Source organism: Polynucleobacter sp. es-EL-1 (assembly GCF_018687975.1).
Lineage (GTDB): Bacteria > Pseudomonadota > Gammaproteobacteria > Burkholderiales > Burkholderiaceae > Polynucleobacter.
Genome location: NZ_CP061310.1, coordinates 1,800,586 through 1,816,848, shown reverse-complemented (window position 1 = coordinate 1,816,848; position 16,263 = coordinate 1,800,586). Strand labels below are relative to the sequence as shown.

14 protein-coding genes are annotated in these 16,263 nt (G+C 46.2%); 8 read left to right on the top strand and 6 right to left on the bottom strand.

Annotation, left to right across the window (positions count from 1 at the left end; translation table 11 throughout):
- The first annotated feature begins 44 nt into the window (after positions 1-44).
- From FD974_RS09275 to FD974_RS09265, 3 genes are all read left to right on the top strand, one after another.
- Positions 45-1,586, top strand: coding sequence for an efflux transporter outer membrane subunit (locus FD974_RS09275; protein WP_215364462.1), 1,542 nt, complete (start codon positions 45-47; stop codon positions 1,584-1,586).
- Positions 1,587-1,755: 169 nt separating this feature from the next.
- The gene (locus FD974_RS09270; protein ID WP_215366857.1) at positions 1,756-2,895 is read left to right on the top strand and encodes an efflux RND transporter periplasmic adaptor subunit; all 1,140 of its coding nucleotides are present in this window, start codon (positions 1,756-1,758) and stop codon (positions 2,893-2,895) included.
- Positions 2,896-2,902: 7 nt separating this feature from the next.
- Complete coding sequence (locus FD974_RS09265; RefSeq protein WP_215364460.1) at positions 2,903-5,938, top strand: efflux RND transporter permease subunit; 3,036 nt, start codon at positions 2,903-2,905, stop codon at positions 5,936-5,938.
- A gap of 79 nt (positions 5,939-6,017) precedes the next feature.
- On the opposite strand, the gene FD974_RS09260 is transcribed toward FD974_RS09265, so the two are convergent.
- The 3 genes from FD974_RS09260 to FD974_RS09250 are packed head-to-tail and all read right to left on the bottom strand — an operon-like array spanning position 6,018 to position 7,506.
- The gene (locus tag FD974_RS09260; RefSeq protein ID WP_215364457.1) at positions 6,018-6,680 is read right to left on the bottom strand and encodes a glutathione S-transferase family protein; all 663 of its coding nucleotides are present in this window, start codon (positions 6,678-6,680) and stop codon (positions 6,018-6,020) included.
- 33 nt (positions 6,681-6,713) lie between these two features.
- The gene (locus tag FD974_RS09255) at positions 6,714-7,199 is read right to left on the bottom strand and encodes a flavin reductase family protein (RefSeq protein ID WP_215364455.1); all 486 of its coding nucleotides are present in this window, start codon (positions 7,197-7,199) and stop codon (positions 6,714-6,716) included.
- A 10-nt stretch (positions 7,200-7,209) separates the two neighbouring features.
- Positions 7,210-7,506, bottom strand: coding sequence for a hypothetical protein (locus FD974_RS09250; protein ID WP_215364453.1), 297 nt, complete (start codon positions 7,504-7,506; stop codon positions 7,210-7,212).
- A gap of 87 nt (positions 7,507-7,593) precedes the next feature.
- Here FD974_RS09250 and FD974_RS09245 point away from each other — a divergent pair, with 87 nt between their 5' ends.
- Positions 7,594-8,577 (top strand): MDR family oxidoreductase, encoded by a 984-nt coding sequence (locus FD974_RS09245; RefSeq protein WP_215364451.1) that lies wholly within the window; start codon positions 7,594-7,596, stop codon positions 8,575-8,577.
- 8 nt (positions 8,578-8,585) lie between these two features.
- Here FD974_RS09245 and FD974_RS09240 read toward each other — a convergent pair whose 3' ends face one another.
- Positions 8,586-8,762 (bottom strand): DUF1289 domain-containing protein, encoded by a 177-nt coding sequence (locus FD974_RS09240; protein WP_251374597.1) that lies wholly within the window; start codon positions 8,760-8,762, stop codon positions 8,586-8,588.
- Positions 8,763-8,780: 18 nt separating this feature from the next.
- On the opposite strand from FD974_RS09240, the gene FD974_RS09235 reads away from it, so the two are divergent.
- Entirely contained in the window at positions 8,781-9,866 is a 1,086-nt protein-coding gene (locus FD974_RS09235) for an MBL fold metallo-hydrolase (RefSeq protein ID WP_215364446.1), read from the top strand.
- Here FD974_RS09235 and FD974_RS09230 read toward each other — a convergent pair.
- A complete protein-coding gene (locus FD974_RS09230) occupies positions 9,778-10,227 on the bottom strand; it encodes a PhaM family polyhydroxyalkanoate granule multifunctional regulatory protein (protein ID WP_215364442.1) in 450 nt (149 codons plus the stop codon). The two genes, FD974_RS09235 and FD974_RS09230, sit on opposite strands and share 89 nt — an antisense overlap.
- 74 nt (positions 10,228-10,301) lie before the next feature.
- Between FD974_RS09230 and FD974_RS09225 the strand changes: the two genes are divergently transcribed.
- A complete protein-coding gene (locus FD974_RS09225; protein WP_215364439.1) occupies positions 10,302-11,366 on the top strand; it encodes a homocysteine S-methyltransferase family protein in 1,065 nt (354 codons plus the stop codon).
- Positions 11,363-14,116 (top strand): methionine synthase, encoded by a 2,754-nt coding sequence (metH, locus tag FD974_RS09220; RefSeq protein ID WP_215364436.1) that lies wholly within the window; start codon positions 11,363-11,365, stop codon positions 14,114-14,116. Before FD974_RS09225 ends, metH begins: the two co-directional genes overlap by 4 nt.
- A 38-nt stretch (positions 14,117-14,154) precedes the next feature.
- Here the strand turns inward: metH and FD974_RS09215 are convergent, their stop codons facing one another.
- The gene (locus FD974_RS09215) at positions 14,155-14,463 is read right to left on the bottom strand and encodes a DUF1840 domain-containing protein (RefSeq protein ID WP_215364434.1); all 309 of its coding nucleotides are present in this window, start codon (positions 14,461-14,463) and stop codon (positions 14,155-14,157) included.
- 35 nt (positions 14,464-14,498) lie between these two features.
- Between FD974_RS09215 and argS the strand changes: the two genes are divergently transcribed.
- Entirely contained in the window at positions 14,499-16,226 is a 1,728-nt protein-coding gene (argS, locus tag FD974_RS09210) for an arginine--tRNA ligase (RefSeq protein ID WP_215364431.1), read from the top strand.
- Positions 16,227-16,263 lie beyond the last annotated feature (37 nt).

The window sequence follows — 16,263 nt, the reverse complement described above, 5'->3', positions numbered from 1 at the left end:
GTGTGGTCAAATACTGTTGTAGAAAAGGATATTTGCTTCCCTTCATGTTTGACCCTAAAAAATTCTTCACTGCCCGACTGCATTTGCTCCTGCTTATTTTTGCGGGAATCCTGTCTGCATGTGCAGTGGGCCCCGATTTCAAACAACCTGAAGCGCCAAATACCTCTTCATATACTGAGACTAAGCTTAGTAAAGAGTTGGCTACTGCACCTGGAGTTCCCGGTGGTTCGGCTCAGGAGTTTGTAGAAGGAAAAGATATTGAGGCGCAGTGGTGGGAATTATTTAAATCCCCCGAGCTCGATGTGTTGATCAAAAAAGCTCTGCAACAAAATCCGAATTTAGGTGCTGCTGATGCTGCGCTTCGCGCCAGCCAAGAAAATGTCAATGCGCAAATTGGTGGACAGTATTTCCCAGCGATTGGTCTGAATGGTGGCGCTACTCGACAACTCCAACCCTCCGCCATATATGGCCTACCTTACGGCTCTGACACTTACAACTTATATAACGCTACCGTGAATGTGACTTATAAGTTAGATGTTTTTGGTGGGGCTCGTCGTGCAGTTGAGGGAGCTAGAGCGCAAGCAGAGATTGCACAGTTTCAACTGGAGGGTGCTTATCTTTCTTTGACAGCCAATATCGTTACTGGCGCAGTCCGTGAGGCAGCGCTACGGGCACAAATGCAAGCTACCGAAGAAATTCTGAAAGCGCAAACGAATTTAGCTGAAGTCACAGAAAGCCAGCTAGCGATTGGTACCGTTTCAAAAGTCGATGTGACCTCACAGCGAACTTTAGTCTCGAATTCTCAAGTCGATTTATTTAACTACGAACGCAATCTTTCATTTGCTCGCAATCAGTTAGCGGTGCTCGTAGGAGAGCTTCCAAGTAATGCCGCCATTACTCAATTTGATTTGAAGGCTTTACATTTGCCTGAGAAGTTGCCGATTTCTGTTCCTTCGAGCTTAGTGCGCCAGCGTCCTGATGTACGCGCTGCTGAAGCACAGCTCAAGGCAACGAATGCATTGGTTGGGGTGGCTACAGCAAATTTATTGCCCCAATTTAATATTACCGGCGCTATTGGTTCTGCTGCGCTCACTAGCAACGCTTTGTTTGGCCCCAATGCAGCTTTATGGTCGGTGGCTGGTGGTATTTTCCAGCCCCTCTTTCAAGGCGGTCAATTATTGGCGCAGCGCCGTGGTGCTATTGCTACTTATGAGCAGGCGGTTTTCCAGTACCAAGGAACAGTTCTAAAGGCCTTCCAAGAAGTTGCTGACGCATTACGTGCCTTAGAAACTGGAGCGCAAGCATTGAAGTCTGCATCAGATGCAGAACGTTATGCATATGAGACATTAGATTTAGTTCAGCAACAATATAAATTGGGAACCGCAAGTTACTTAGCAGTTCTCTACTATCAGAATCAATATCAAATTGCTAAAGTCAAGTCTGTCTCAGCCCAAGCAACTCGATTTGCTGATACCGCAGCATTATTTGCAGCATTAGGTGGTGGTTGGTGGAATCGCACCGGCCCTGCTTTTCAACCAAAAGCCATAGCGAACAAAGATCAAAATGAAACTTCTGCAAACAATTAAAGCAAAAGTAACTGCTATTGCAGTTGCAGTGTGGGCTTGGTCACTAGCCACTGCAGAAAAGTGGAAGCTGCGTGACAGGCTTACTGCTCTCTGGCAAAAGATTAAGTCTTTAGGGACTCGCTTGCGCGAGCGTTTCACTAAAACCAAGACCTATGCCAAATTAGAGGCCATGACGCCACTGCGTCGTCGCATGATCATCATGTTATGTGGCGTATTTCTTTTGTTGGGATTGATCTTTGGCTTTAATCAGCTCAAAACTTTCATGATCAAGCACTTTATTTCAGGCATGGGTCTGCCTCCTGCTACTGTCTCAACGATGGTGGTGGCCAATACCGAATGGCAGCCGAAATTATCAAGTGTAGGTAATGTGCGTGCCTTTAGAGGGGTGGAGCTAAGTACTGAACTGGGTGGACTGGTGCAGACAGTGCCCATCAAGTCAGGCATGGATGTCAAAGAAGGGGACTTGCTGATTAAGCTGAATGATTCCTCAGATGTGGCTCAGTTGAAATCGCTAAAAGCGCTGGCTGACTTAGCCAAAGTGATCAATGAACGAGACAGACAGCAATTAGCAATTCAGGCGATTAGCAAGAATGTCTTTGACACCAGTCTTGCAGATGCAGCATCTAAACAAGCTCAAGTAGAGCAACAAACCGCTTTAGTGGCTAAGAAGAATTTGAAGGCTCCATTTAGCGGGCGCGTGGGCATTGTGATGATCAACCCTGGCCAATACGTGAATCCAGGGGATAAGCTTCTAACCCTCCAAACGCTTGACCCTATTTTTGTAGACTTTAATTTGCCGCAAAGTAATGCATCACAAATTCAAGTTGGCCAAGAAATTGTGGTGACAACAGATGCTTTTAAGGATGCCAGTTTTACAGGCAAGATCACTGCAGTCAGCCCTAAGGTAGATACCAACACTCGTAATATTCAAATTGAGGCGCAATTAGCAAATCCAGATAAGAAGATCCTGCCCGGGATGTTTGCCAATGTGAACATCAAGTTGGGTGACGAAGTGAAATTATTGACCTTGCCCCAAACCGCTGTTACTTACAACCCTTATGGCTCAACCGTATTTATTGCCAAACCAACGGGTAAAAAAGATAAAAAAGGCAATCCTGGGCTAGAGGCTCAACAAGTCTTTGTCACTACAGGACCTACTCGTGGCGATCAAGTGGCTATTTTGAAAGGCATCGAGGAAGGTGCTACGGTTGTTACGAGCGGTCAATTGAAGCTAAAGAATGGTACGCCTCTGATTGTGAATAACAAGGTATTGCCTGCTAATTCACCAAACCCGCAGCCTCAGGAATAAGTCCTAGATGAATTGGACCGACCTATTTATTAGAAGACCAGTGCTCTCACTGGTGGTGAGTGCGCTTGTGCTGGTATTTGGTTTGAAGGCGGTAGGATCTTTGCCTGTAAATCAATATCCACAAACACAAAATGCGATTGTTACCATCACCACGGCCTACTATGGCGCTGATCCTGAAACGATTGCTGGATTTATTACACAACCTTTAGAGACAGCCATTGCCCAATCTCAGGGTATTGATTACCTGTCATCCATGAGTGTCAGTGGTTTATCTACGATTACTGCCACTTTAAAGTTGAACTACGACTCCAATGCTGCTTTGACGCAGATTCAGACGCAGATTAGCTCAGTGAAGAATCAATTGCCACCGCAAGCCCAGCAGCCAGTATTAACAGTGCAAATTGGTCAATCCACAGCCGCAATGTATATGGGCTTTTACAGTGATGACATTCCCAATAATGCCATCACTGATTATTTATTACGCGTCGTTAAGCCAAAGCTAGATGCAGTAGACGGTGTGCAAAATGCCGAGATTACGGGTGGTAGAAAATTTGCGCTGCGCGCTTGGCTTGATCGCGAGAAGATGGCTGGCCTAGGTATTGGGGCAGACGATGTCTATAGTGCGCTAGCTGCTAATAACTATCTCTCAGCCGTTGGAAGCACTAAGGGCGATATGGTCGCCGTCGACTTGGTGGCCGGCACTGATTTGCATACTTTGGATGAGTTCCGTCGCTTGGTGGTTAAAAAGGATGGCATCAATATCGTCTATTTAGATCAAGTGGCCACGGTCAGCATGGGCTCTGAGGACTACAACACCAATGTAGCCTTTAGTGGCAAAAGATCCGTATTTATTGCGATTAAGGTAGCCCCCCAGGCCAATCTTTTGGATGTAGCCGCTAGGGTAAGAGCGGTAGTACCTGATATTCAGAAGCAGCTTCCAACAGGTATGTCGGGCAAGATTGTTTATGACTCTACGAAGTTCATTACCACTTCAATTGATGAGGTTGTTGCCACACTCCTAGAGGCGCTCCTCATTGTGACGGCGGTGATTTACTTATTCCTTGGAAGTGCACGTGCGGTTGCAGTACCTGTCATTGCCATGCCTCTCTCATTAATTGGCACTTTCTTTCTCATGCAGGTTTTGGGATATTCAATTAACTTGTTAACCCTTCTCGCATTGGTGCTCGCCATCGGTTTGGTCGTTGATGATGCCATTATTGTGGTGGAGAACGTTGACCGTCATATGAAGGAAGGCAAGTCTCCCCTAGAGGCTTCCTTGATTGCTGCCCGAGAATTGGGCGGCCCAATTTTAGCGATGACCATCGTGCTGATTGCGGTATATATCCCCATTGGTTTTCAAGGTGGATTGACGGGGGCGCTCTTTACAGAGTTTGCCTTTACCTTGGCAAGTGCCGTCGCGGTATCAGGCTTGATTGCGCTGACGCTCTCGCCGATGATGTGTTCGCGCATCTTTACCGAAGAGCAAGAAGCGTCATCATTTGTCCAAAAAATTGATCGTATTTTTGAGAAAGTCCATCACAGCTATCAAAATACTTTGCGTGAGTTACTAAGCACTTGGCAGGTCATTATTGTGATGGGTGTAATTTTGCTCGGGGGCGTAGCTTATCTATACGCTACGGCGCGTGCTGAGCTGGCACCAACAGAAGATCAAGGGATTGTTTTGATGCAAGCTTCTGGTCCTCCCAATAGCACTGTCAATCAGATGCAGACCTATGCGGATCAGATTTTTCAGATTGCCAGTGCTGAGCCTGAATATGAGCAGATGTTCCAGATTACTAGCCCCACCAGTAGTTTTGGTGGCGTGTTGTTAAAAGACTGGGACCAACGTAGTCGAAATGCCACTAAGTTCCAAGAGGATATGCAGAGTAAGTGGAATTCGATTGCAGGAGCTCGGGTAGCTGCATTCCAGTTTCCCGCATTACCAGGCGCACAGGGCTTACCAGTCCAGGTGGTGATCAATACTACCGAGTCATACGAGCTTCTCAATGAAGTATCTCAGGCTGTTTTGGATAAGGCGCGCCGTAGTGGTAATTTCTTCTTTGTCGATTCTGATTTAAAGATTGATAAGCCACAGGATGTTCTCGAGATTGATCGTGAGAAAGTTGCGGCATTAGGAATGACGCAGCAGCAAGTCGGTAGTGCTCTATCTGCTGCATTAGGTGGTGGGTATGTCAATTACTTCTCTGTAGCTGGACGCTCTTACCGAGTGATTCCTCAGGTTAAGCAAGTGGATCGCCTTAACCCAGATCAGATTTTGGATTACTACATCAGAACCCCCAGTGGGCAAATGATTCAGGCTCGCACTATTGCCACAATTAAGCAAAGAGTAGTTCCTCAATCGATTAATCATTTTCAGCAGCTAAACTCCGCAACGATTTCTGGTGTGAGCACGCCCTTTATCTCGCAAGCCGATCTCTTGGAGTTTATGCGGCAGACCTTGAAAGAGGTTGCGCCAAACGGTTACACAATGGATTACGCAGGGCCATCACGTCAGTTTATGGCGGAGTCTGGCGGCTTCCTGGTGACGATGTTCTTCGCGATCTTGATTGTGTTTTTGGTGTTGGCAGCCCAGTTTGAAAGCTTCCGTGATCCGATTGTGATTTTGGTTTCAGTGCCCTTGGCTCTATTTGGCGCCTTGATCTTTATTAATCTAGGGTTCACTACACTCAATGTCTACACCCAGGTGGGATTAGTTACGCTCATGGGATTAATTAGTAAACACGGTATTTTGATTGTGGAGTTTGCTAATGAATTGCAAGAAGCGGGTCGTAGTAAGTTAGATGCCATCGTTGAGGCTAGTAGCGTGCGCTTACGCCCGATTTTGATGACAACTGCGGCGATGGTGCTCGGGGTTGTGCCGCTGGTCATAGCTTCTGGCGCAGGCGCTGCTGGTCGTCAGTCGATGGGTATAGTGATCTTCACTGGTTTATCGATTGGAACGCTATTTACTTTATTTGTTGTGCCGGCTATGTATCTATTTATTGGCGCAGACCACCAACAGAAGAAATTTAAGCAACAGTAGTTAAGCAGTGATGCTTTAAAAGTACAAAGGGTGAACAGTGTTCACCCTTTTTCATGAAGTGCGTTAAATGAACCAGTGCTTATTTAACAATATTGAGTGCTTTCTCTTCCACTAGCTTATATTGCGTACTTTCTTCTAAACGCTTCATCCAGGCGTCAATATTACTTAAGTGGGTGCGAGGCCCAGTTTGCTCTGGAAAAGTTTGGTTTAGCAATATCCACCGATTAACGCACAGTGCTAGTGGGATATCGCCGATTTGAAAGTGATCGCCTGCACAATATTGTTGAGTCGATAGCTGTTGATCAAATAATTTCAGTAATGAATCTGCCTCTTGATACGATTTTTGAATTAATGGGTAGTTGCGATCTGCTTCAGGCGTGCGTGTGAGTCCGAGTAGCGCTACGCGCAAAGGTGGCCACATTGTTCCCAGCTGCCAATCCATCCATTTTTCCGATTGATATTGGGTATTAATATCTACGGAGAATCGATTAGAGCGATCATATTTTCTTGCAAGGTAGCGCAAGATCGTATTAGATTCCCAGAGCACGACATCGCCATCTTCAAGAGTAGGGACGAGGCCATTTGGATTGAGTTTTAGAAATTCGGGCGTTCGATTTTGTCCAAAATGTAGACCAGCATCAATGCGTTCAAAATCTTTGCCTTCTACCAACCCTAGCTCGGCAAGGCACCACAATATTTTTTGTACGTTAATGGAAGATTTTCTTCCCCATAGTTTCATCATGGTGTTCTTTCTTTAAGTGAATCAATCATAGGGCTAGGAAAAATCTAGTCCACCAAATTTACTATGCGCGAATATAAGCGGCTGCTTATTTGGCTCATGTTTGAGATTGAGTACTTTGGCAACAATAATATTGTGATCTCCACCTGTGTGAACAGAGATAGTTTCGCATTCAAAGTAAGCGGCGCAGCCCTCAATCTGAGTAAGGCCACTGACTGCAATTTTGTGAGCAATATTCGTGAACTGATTTTCTTTAACGGTGGCGAAATGCATAGCCATAGACTCTTGGGAGCGTTCTAAGACATGAATCAACTGCTTATGACCGACTTCGAAATGAGGCATTAAGCGAGAATGTTTTTTCAGGCTCCACAGAATAAGCGGTGGCTCTAAAGAAACAGTATTAAAAGAGCTAATGGTGATGCCATGAGAATTTTGAGAGGCATCAAGGCAGGTAATGATAGTGACCCCGGTGGCAAAGGACGAAAATCCTTTACGCAGCTCTTGGGAGGTAAATGGGGTCATAATTTGAGAATTATTTAGTTGTGGTCGGGGTTTGAGGATTGATAGTGGTTCCCGGAATTGGAATCAGAATTTCATTTTCTTCGGCTTTTACGCATTTAAAGCGATATTCTTTGCCTGCCTTAGATAGAAAGCTAGCGCCCTGGTAAAAATCGTTCTTACAAGTTGTAGTGGCAAAGTCCATGACTTCTTGTGGCGACGCGCTAGAGTCAATTAAGCGCATATTACCCATAGACATATGAATTTGAGTTGAAGAGCAACCCACAAGAGTTAAGCTGGAAAGTGCAGTTAAGAGTAGAATTTTTTTCATGGAAACCTCCATAATCACCAATGCTCGTTAGGATAAACCTATTACGCATTTGCCGTGGAGAAGAAGCTGCTTTTAAAAGGAAGAGACATGTTTAAAGCGATTTTGGTAAATAAAGATGATCAGGGCTATCGCGCTGAAGTTTCCCATATAGAGGAGGCAAGCCTTCCGGCGGGGGATGTGACAGTTAAGGTCCTGTACTCAACGCTCAATTACAAGGATGGCTTGGCTATTACTGGCAAGGGCCCGGTTGTGCGCAGCTTCCCAATGGTCCCTGGAATCGATTTTGCTGGCGAGGTATTGAAGAGCAGCAGCCCTGACTTCAAGGTAGGCGATATGGTTTTGCTGAATGGTTGGGGAGTGGGTGAAGGTCACTGGGGAGGTTTATCTCAAATGGCCCGTGTAAAAGCAGATTGGCTGATTCCCTTGCCTAAAGGGTTTACTGCTAAACAGGCATTGGCCATTGGTACTGCTGGTTATACGGCAATGCTGTGTGTGATGGCCTTGCAAAAACACGGCCTAAAGCCTAGTGATGGTGAGGTTTTGGTAACGGGCGCAGCAGGCGGGGTCGGTAGTTTTGCTATTACGCTATTGAGTAAATTGGGATTTTCTGTGGTGGCCAGCACAGGTCGTATATCTGAGGCAGATTATCTGAAAAAATTAGGAGCAGCGGAGATCATTGATCGCGCTGGTTTATCAGCTCCAGGTAAGCCATTAGCTAAAGAGCGTTGGGCTGCCGTAGTTGATAGCGTTGGAAGTTACACGCTCGCTAATGCTTGTGCTCAAACTAAGAGTGATGGTGCTGTCGCAGCTTGTGGTCTTGCGCAGGGCATGGATTTCCCGGCAACAGTCGCACCCTTTATTTTGCGTGGAATTACCTTATATGGCATTAATAGTGTGACTGTGCCACGTGCAAAAAGAATTGCTGCTTATGAGCAATTAAGTAAGCTGGTTGATCTCAATACTTTGGATGCAATCTCGCATGAGATTAATTTAAAGGAGTCGATTCAGTATGCTGCAGAATTAATGGCAGGAAATGTTCGTGGTCGTTTAATTGTGAACGTCAATCAATAAGTCAGTATTTATTGAGAAGTTTGGGGTTTACGCATCTCTAGTTCGGACCAAACTGCAAGCTTCTCTTGATCAGATAATTCAGACCAGCTGGCAATTTCATTGAGCGTACGAAAACAACCGCGACAGTAGGTATTTTCAGGATTGATATCACACCAATTAATGCAAGGCGATGGAACGGTTGTCAAAGTAAACCTAAAAAATAAATGAACACGAAAAGCCAAGTGACTATTGAGAACTCCATCCATTATCCCCTAGCAGACCAGATGCCAGAAGTCGGTAGCTCTATTGAGGTTGCGCCAGGTGTGCGTTGGCTGCGGATGCGCCTACCCTTTGCCTTAGATCACATTAATTTGTGGCTCTTGCGTGATCAATTAAATGGGGTTGAAGGCTGGACGATAGTGGATTGTGGCATTGCCAATGATGAAACCAAGGCTACATGGGAGCAAATCTTTGCCACTCAATTAGAAGGTTTGCCTGTTCTGAGGGTAATTGTGACCCATATGCATCCTGATCATGTGGGACTCTCACAGTGGCTCTGTGAGAAATGGAAAGCCCCCTTATGGATTTCAATGACAGATTATTTAACGGCCCAATGGCTCAGTCATAAAGAGGGTGGTGCAGCAATCGGTGCGCGAGCTGGCGGTGGAGGATCTGCAGATCATTTTCAGCGCCACGGTTTAGTTGCACCAGAAGATTTAGAAAAAATAAGAGCGCGCTCAAATTACTATAGCAATATGGTGCCAGGTGTGCCACGCCAATATCGTCGCATCATGGATGGCGAAATGATTCTGATTGGTGGGCACGAGTGGAAAGTGATTATGGGTTTTGGGCACGCACCCGAGCATGCGTCTTTGTACTGCCAAGCACTGGGTGTATTGATTTCAGGCGATATGTTGTTGCCACGCATTTCAACGAATGTCAGCGTCTATGATGCTGATCCAGACGCTGATCCTTTGGGTTTGTATCTAAGCTCATTGGAGCGATATTTACCCTTGCCTGATGACACCTTGGTGTTGCCCTCTCATGGCAAGCCATTCACCGGTATGAAACCACGCATTGCTCAACTTAAGGCACACCATGATGCGCGTTTGGCAGAGACGCTGGGGGCATGTAAAAAACCGGCAACTGCTCGTGAGGTAGTGCCGGTTCTATTTAAACGTGAGTTAGATATTCACCAATTAACCTTTGCCATGGGCGAGGCTATTGCGCATCTGAATTACCTACTTCGTCGAGGAAAGTTGCATCGCCAGCTTTGCGACGACGGCGTGTTGCGGTTTTCCGTGGTTTAGCTGCTTTGGTGCTCGACTCCTCTGAGCCCGTTCCGCTAGCTGCGGCAGCTGTAGCAGACACGGCATCCCCAAAGGACTTGAGTGCCATCATGGTGGCGTGCTGCACCTCTAGACCTTGAATAGTAGATTTAAGGATATTGAGGTTCAGATTGAGCCAATTCTCAACACTTTTCAGGTCCTTAATACGCTTCTCAAGCTCATCGGTATCTAGGCCTGGGAACGCATTTGCAAATCCCCCTGCAGCCTTGTTGGCGTCGGCTGTGAAGGGGAATTGACCGGGCGCCTGGCCAGCAGCTGCTTGACCCCACATTGTTTTCATCATTTCAAGGCTTTGATTGAATTCTGGGATAGTTCCAAACATAAGAGCTCCGAGTGAGATAAAAGTGGCGTTTACCAATAGAATAAGGGATTCTAGAGATTATTCCCGGTAAAGCAATGCAATCTAATGGTTTATCCCAGCCTTACACTCGCGGTCAGGCATTACCTGAGCTACTGAAACAGCGTATTCTGATTTTGGATGGCGCCATGGGCACCATGATTCAGCAGTACAAGCTATCGGAAGCTGATTACCGAGGATTGCCAGGCAACACCCGTTTTGCAGATCATCCGGGTGATATCAAGGGCAATAACGAATTATTAGTCCTAACCCAGCCTCAAATTATTAGCAAAATTCATGAGCAGTACCTTGATGCTGGCGCTGACATTATCGAGACCAATACATTTGGCGCCACCTCGGTAGCTCAGGAAGACTACAAGATGGCTGAGCTTGCTTATGAGATGAATGAAGTCTCAGCAAAATTAGCACGCGCGGCATGCGACAAATACAGCACCCCAGATAAACCCCGTTTCGCTGCAGGCGCAATTGGACCTACCCCCAAAACGGCGAGTATTTCTCCGGATGTAAATGATCCCGGTGCGCGCAATGTCACATTTGATGCCTTACGCGCAGCTTACCGCGAACAGATTGAAGGACTGTTTGCTGGTGGTGTGGATTTATTTTTAGTGGAAACCATTTTCGATACTCTCAATGCCAAAGCAGCACTCTTTGCTTTGGATGAATTCTTTGAAGAAACGGGTGAGCGTTTACCAGTCATGATTTCAGGAACGGTGACTGATGCATCTGGCCGAATCCTATCTGGCCAAACCGTCGAAGCATTTTGGAATAGCTTACGTCATATCAAGCCGCTCACTTTTGGTTTGAACTGCGCTCTCGGTGCGGCGCTGATGCGTCCATATATTGCCGAGCTAGCCCGTATTTGTGATGCTGCAGTGTCGTGTTATCCAAACGCTGGTTTGCCAAACCCCATGAGTGATACCGGATTTGATGAGACCCCAGAAATTACCTCAAGCTTGGTAGATGGATTTGCAAAAGATGGTCTTGTAAACCTCGTTGGTGGTTGCTGTGGCACTACACCTGATCATATTCGTGCGATTGCCAAGGCTGTTTCCAAACGCAAACCACGCGCCTTCTATCGCGACAGTGCGGAGGTATCAGCATGAGTCAAGTGAAGAACGCCAGTGTGATGCCAGCAATGAAGCTTTCTGGTTTAGAGCCTTTTAACGTTACTGGTGCGGTTGGCTTTGTGAACATTGGTGAGCGTACTAACGTCACGGGTTCAAAAGCATTTGCTCGCATGATTCTGAACAACCAATTTGATGAAGCGCTTGCAGTAGCAAGACAGCAAGTTGAGAATGGTGCTCAGGTGATCGATATCAATATGGATGAGGCGATGTTAGATTCTGAGGCGGCAATGACACGCTTCTTAAATCTCATTGCTTCCGAGCCAGATATTGCTCGTGTGCCCATCATGATTGACTCCTCTAAATGGAGTGTGATTGAGGCTGGACTTAAGTGTATTCAAGGTAAGCCGATTGTTAATTCAATTTCCTTGAAGGAGGGTGAAGAGCCCTTCAGAAAACAGGCACGCTTAATTCGACGTTATGGCGCTGCTTCTGTAGTGATGGCGTTTGATGAAGTGGGTCAGGCAGACACTTTTAAGCGCAAAACAGAAATTTGCCAACGTTGTTATGACATTCTTGTAAATGAAATTGGTTTTCCTGCAGAAGACATCATTTTCGATCCTAATATTTTCGCAATTGCCACTGGTATTGAGGAGCATGACAACTACGCAGTAGATTTTATTAATGCTACCCGTTGGATTAAAGAGAATCTTCCAGGCGCAAAAGTTAGTGGCGGTGTATCCAATGTCAGCTTCTCATTTCGCGGTAACGATCGCGTGCGTGAGGCCATTCACACGGTATTTTTGTATCACGCTATTCAGGCTGGCATGGATATGGGCATTGTTAATGCCGGTCAACTTGGCGTTTACGCAGATCTTGATCCTGAACTGCGTGAACGCGTAGAAGATGTTGTTCTCAATCGCTTCAAAGAAAAAGATGGCAAAACACCTACTGAGCGTTTACTTGATATTGCCGACCAATTTAAAGGTGGTGGTGCAAAGCAAGTAGAAAACTTAGTATGGCGTGAAGGCCCTGTCCGCGAGCGTTTAACGCATGCTTTAGTGCATGGCATTACGACATTTATTGAGGAAGATACTGAAGAGTTGCGCGCCCAGATTATGGGTGATGGTGGCAGACCGATTGAGGTGATTGAAGGTCCCCTCATGGATGGCATGAATGTTGTTGGCGATTTGTTTGGTGCTGGAAAAATGTTCTTGCCACAAGTAGTAAAGAGTGCACGAGTAATGAAGCAGGCTGTGGCCATCTTGATTCCGTATATTGAGGAGGAGAAGCGTCTTCATATTGCTTCGGGCGGTGAGGCTAAGGCCAAGGGCAAGATCGTCATGGCTACCGTTAAGGGCGATGTTCACGATATCGGTAAAAATATTGTGACCGTCGTCTTGCAATGTAATAACTTTGAAGTAGCCAATATGGGTGTCATGGTTCCTTGCGCGGAAATTCTGAAACGCGCTAAAGAGGAAAAAGCAGACATTGTGGGCTTGTCAGGCTTGATTACTCCCTCGCTTGAAGAGATGACCTATGTTGCGCAAGAAATGCAGCGTGACGACTATTTCCGTGAACGTCAGATTCCGCTAATGATTGGTGGAGCTACAACTTCGCGTGTTCATACGGCAGTAAAGATTGCACCTCATTACGATGGTCCTGTCGTCTATGTACCAGATGCCTCTCGTTCTGTATCTGTAGCATCGAGCCTGCTGTCAGATGAAAGTGCCAAGAAATTCATTCAGGACTTGCGTGATGATTATGTACGTATTCGTGAACAGCACGCAAATAAGAAAGCGGCACCAACGATCTCATTGGTAGCTGCACGTAAGAATCGTGAGCTCATTGATTGGTCAACTTATGTTCCTGAAAAGCCAAAGTTTATTGGCCGTCGCGTGTTTAAGAATTTTGCTCTGAGTGATATTGCTAAGTACATCGATTGGACCCCGTTCTTTCAAACTTGGGATTTAGCAGGTAAGTTTCCGGCAATCTTAGATGATGAGATCGTGGGAGTGGAGGCTCGCAAAGTCTATGCTGATGCACAGGCACTACTAGATAAATTGATTAAAGGCCAATGGCTCCAAGCCGATGCTGTAGTCGCTTTCTATCCCGCCAATACGGTGGATGACGATATTGTTTTATATAGCGATGAAGCAAGACAACACCCGCTTTTTGTTTGGCATAACTTACGCCAACAATCTGAGCGGCCAGTAGTCGATGGTGTCCGTCGGCCAAATCGCTGCCTTGCCGATTACGTCGCTCCTAAAGACTCTGCGGTAGCAGATTACTTGGGTTGCTTTGCTGTTACTACAGGCCATGGCGTTGATAAAAAAGTAGCAGAGTTTCAAGCTAAGCATGATGACTACAGTGCCATTATGTTAAAAGCCTTAGCTGATCGTCTAGCCGAAGCATTTGCAGAGCTTATGCACCATCGCGTACGTACTGATTTATGGGGCTACGCTACTGATGAGATTCTGACTAATGAGCAGATGATTAATGAGGAGTATCGAGGAATACGCCCGGCACCTGGCTATCCAGCCTGTCCTGCGCATGAGGTGAAAAAGGATCTATTGCGCGTTATTGGCTCAGAAGATATTGGCATGACGTTAACGGAGTCAATGGCTATGAACCCAGCATCTAGCGTTAGTGGATTTTATTTAGCCCATCCAGACGCGCGTTACTTTAATGTGGGCAAAATCTCAGCTGATCAGGCAGAGGATCTTGCTAAGCGCCGAGGTGAGACTGTTGAGGATGTACGTCGACAACTATCTAGTTCAATCGATTAATTTCATGCCCCAGTGATTAGGGGCTGGGCTTCAGTTATTCAGACGCCCCACAGAACGGGTTCTTCCTTGGATTTGGCCTGCTTCATGAGCTCTAAAAATGGATAGGCGCGCTGCCCAAGCCTATCAGCTAATTTCGGTTTTTCTTGATCATCGGCATTGCTCTTAGCGCGCTCCTCTAAGTCTTTAAGAATGGCATTCTCAAGGTTTGTAATGAGGGTTGGTAATTGTTCGACCGTTAAAATGCCCCTAGGCTCGAGAGGGCGGCCCAAAATATCAAATATCCGTTGGGTGAGGTCTGCCAACATAATGACATCCGGACCCGCTTTAGAGCGAAATTGATAGATCATTTCCGTAGCTTACCACCTGATAAACTCACTTATCTATGTTGTTAACTAATAAAAATCGATTAATTCACATGCTGAGTTCTGCTTTGCAGGCTCTGGCTCAAGAGCGTGATCTTGGGGAGGCTCCCGTACCGCGCTTGGAGCGCCCTAAAGCTGTAGATCATGGAGATGTCGCATGCAATATCGCCCTCCAGCTCTCAAAGGCTTGGAAGCTGAATCCAAGAGAATTGGCTCAGTCATTGGTAGAGCGTTTACAGCAAGAAGCAGGGTATAGCGAGTTAATCTCTTCATGTGAAATCGCTGGCCCAGGTTTTATTAATTTTCGCTTAAGCAATGCAGCTAAAACCGCAGTAGTTCAAGAAGTTCTTGCTACGGGAGCTGATTTTGGTAAAGCTGGCAAAGACAGTGCTTCGGTAGCTAACGCCATGATTGAGTTTGTTTCAGCCAATCCAACCGGGCCTCTACATGTTGGTCATGGGCGTCAAGCTGCGCTTGGTGATGCGTTGGCCAATTTATTGGCCACACAAGGTATACAAGTACATCGTGAGTTCTATTACAACGATGCTGGGGTGCAGATCGCCAACTTGGCGCTCTCAGTACAGGCGCGCTTAAATGGCCTAAAGCCTGGTGATGCTTCCTGGCCAGAAAGTGCTTATAACGGTGAATACATTGCAGAGATTGCGACAGCTTTTAAGGCTTCACCCCAATACAAAGATGATCTTGAAGCAATTCGGCAATTTGCAGTTGCCTATTTACGTAATGAGCAAGATATTGACTTAAAAACTTTTGGTGTGAAATTCGATTGCTATTACTTAGAATCCTCTTTGTATACCGATGGTAGCGTTGCCCAAATTGTTCAAGATTTGCAGAGCATTGGAAAGACTTATGAAGCAGAGGGCGCGCTGTGGTTAAAGACTACGGATGATGGTGACGATAAAGATCGAGTCATGCGTAAGTCCGATGGTAGCTTTACCTATTTTGTTCCAGATGTTGCGTATCACACTAGTAAATGGAACCGTGGCTTTGAGAAGGTCATTAATGTGCAAGGCAGTGACCACCACGGTACGATCGCGCGAGTGCGCTCTGGGCTACAAGGGGTGGCACAAAAGCGGGGCTGGGATATCCCTAAAACCTATCCTGAATATGTTCTACACAAGATGGTGACAGTGATGCGCCATGGTGAAGAAGTCAAGATTTCTAAACGTGCGGGCTCTTATGTGACTGTGCGCGATTTGGTTGAATGGTCTGGCGGCGTAACTCCAGAGATGACTGCTGATGAGCGAGAGTTGGCCTTACAGCGTGGACGTGATGCCGTGCGATTCTTTTTGATCTCTCGTAAAGCGGATACCGAATTTGTATTTGATATTGATTTGGCTTTGCAGCAAAACGATGAAAATCCTGTTTTCTATGTACAGTATGCGCATGCCCGAATTTGCTCTATATTGAGTCAGTGGAACGGTGAATCGAGCGCACTAAAAGACGCCGACCTTTCCTTATTACAAAGCAAGGCTTCTGATCATTTATTACGTCGCTTGGCAGAGTATCCTGAGGTCTTGAGTGATGCAGCAGCAGATTTAGCGCCACATGCTCTAGCCTTCTATTTGCGTGATTTAGCAGGGGATTTCCATACCTTCTATAACGCAGATCGTGTTTTGGTAGATGACCCTGCGCTGAAGTTAGCACGTCTTGCCTTGTTATCTGCAACGCGCCAAGTGTTGGAAAATGGCTTAAAAGTATTGGGCGTTTCAGCACCCGCTAAGATGTAGTGTGGTTTTGGAAATGCTGCAGTAGTACAAAAAAGTG

Coding starts and splice junctions, on each gene's coding strand:
- FD974_RS09275 (WP_215364462.1), top strand. CDS start 45: ATGTTTGACCCTAAAAAATTCTTCACTGCCCGACTGCATTTGCTCCTG.
- FD974_RS09270 (WP_215366857.1), top strand. CDS start 1,756: ATGACGCCACTGCGTCGTCGCATGATCATCATGTTATGTGGCGTATTT.
- FD974_RS09265 (WP_215364460.1), top strand. CDS start 2,903: ATGAATTGGACCGACCTATTTATTAGAAGACCAGTGCTCTCACTGGTG.
- FD974_RS09260 (WP_215364457.1), bottom strand. CDS start 6,680: ATGATGAAACTATGGGGAAGAAAATCTTCCATTAACGTACAAAAAATA.
- FD974_RS09255 (WP_215364455.1), bottom strand. CDS start 7,199: ATGACCCCATTTACCTCCCAAGAGCTGCGTAAAGGATTTTCGTCCTTT.
- FD974_RS09250 (WP_215364453.1), bottom strand. CDS start 7,506: ATGAAAAAAATTCTACTCTTAACTGCACTTTCCAGCTTAACTCTTGTG.
- FD974_RS09245 (WP_215364451.1), top strand. CDS start 7,594: ATGTTTAAAGCGATTTTGGTAAATAAAGATGATCAGGGCTATCGCGCT.
- FD974_RS09235 (WP_215364446.1), top strand. CDS start 8,781: ATGAACACGAAAAGCCAAGTGACTATTGAGAACTCCATCCATTATCCC.
- FD974_RS09230 (WP_215364442.1), bottom strand. CDS start 10,227: ATGTTTGGAACTATCCCAGAATTCAATCAAAGCCTTGAAATGATGAAA.
- FD974_RS09225 (WP_215364439.1), top strand. CDS start 10,302: ATGCAATCTAATGGTTTATCCCAGCCTTACACTCGCGGTCAGGCATTA.
- metH (WP_215364436.1), top strand. CDS start 11,363: ATGAGTCAAGTGAAGAACGCCAGTGTGATGCCAGCAATGAAGCTTTCT.
- FD974_RS09215 (WP_215364434.1), bottom strand. CDS start 14,463: ATGATCTATCAATTTCGCTCTAAAGCGGGTCCGGATGTCATTATGTTG.
- argS (WP_215364431.1), top strand. CDS start 14,499: ATGTTGTTAACTAATAAAAATCGATTAATTCACATGCTGAGTTCTGCT.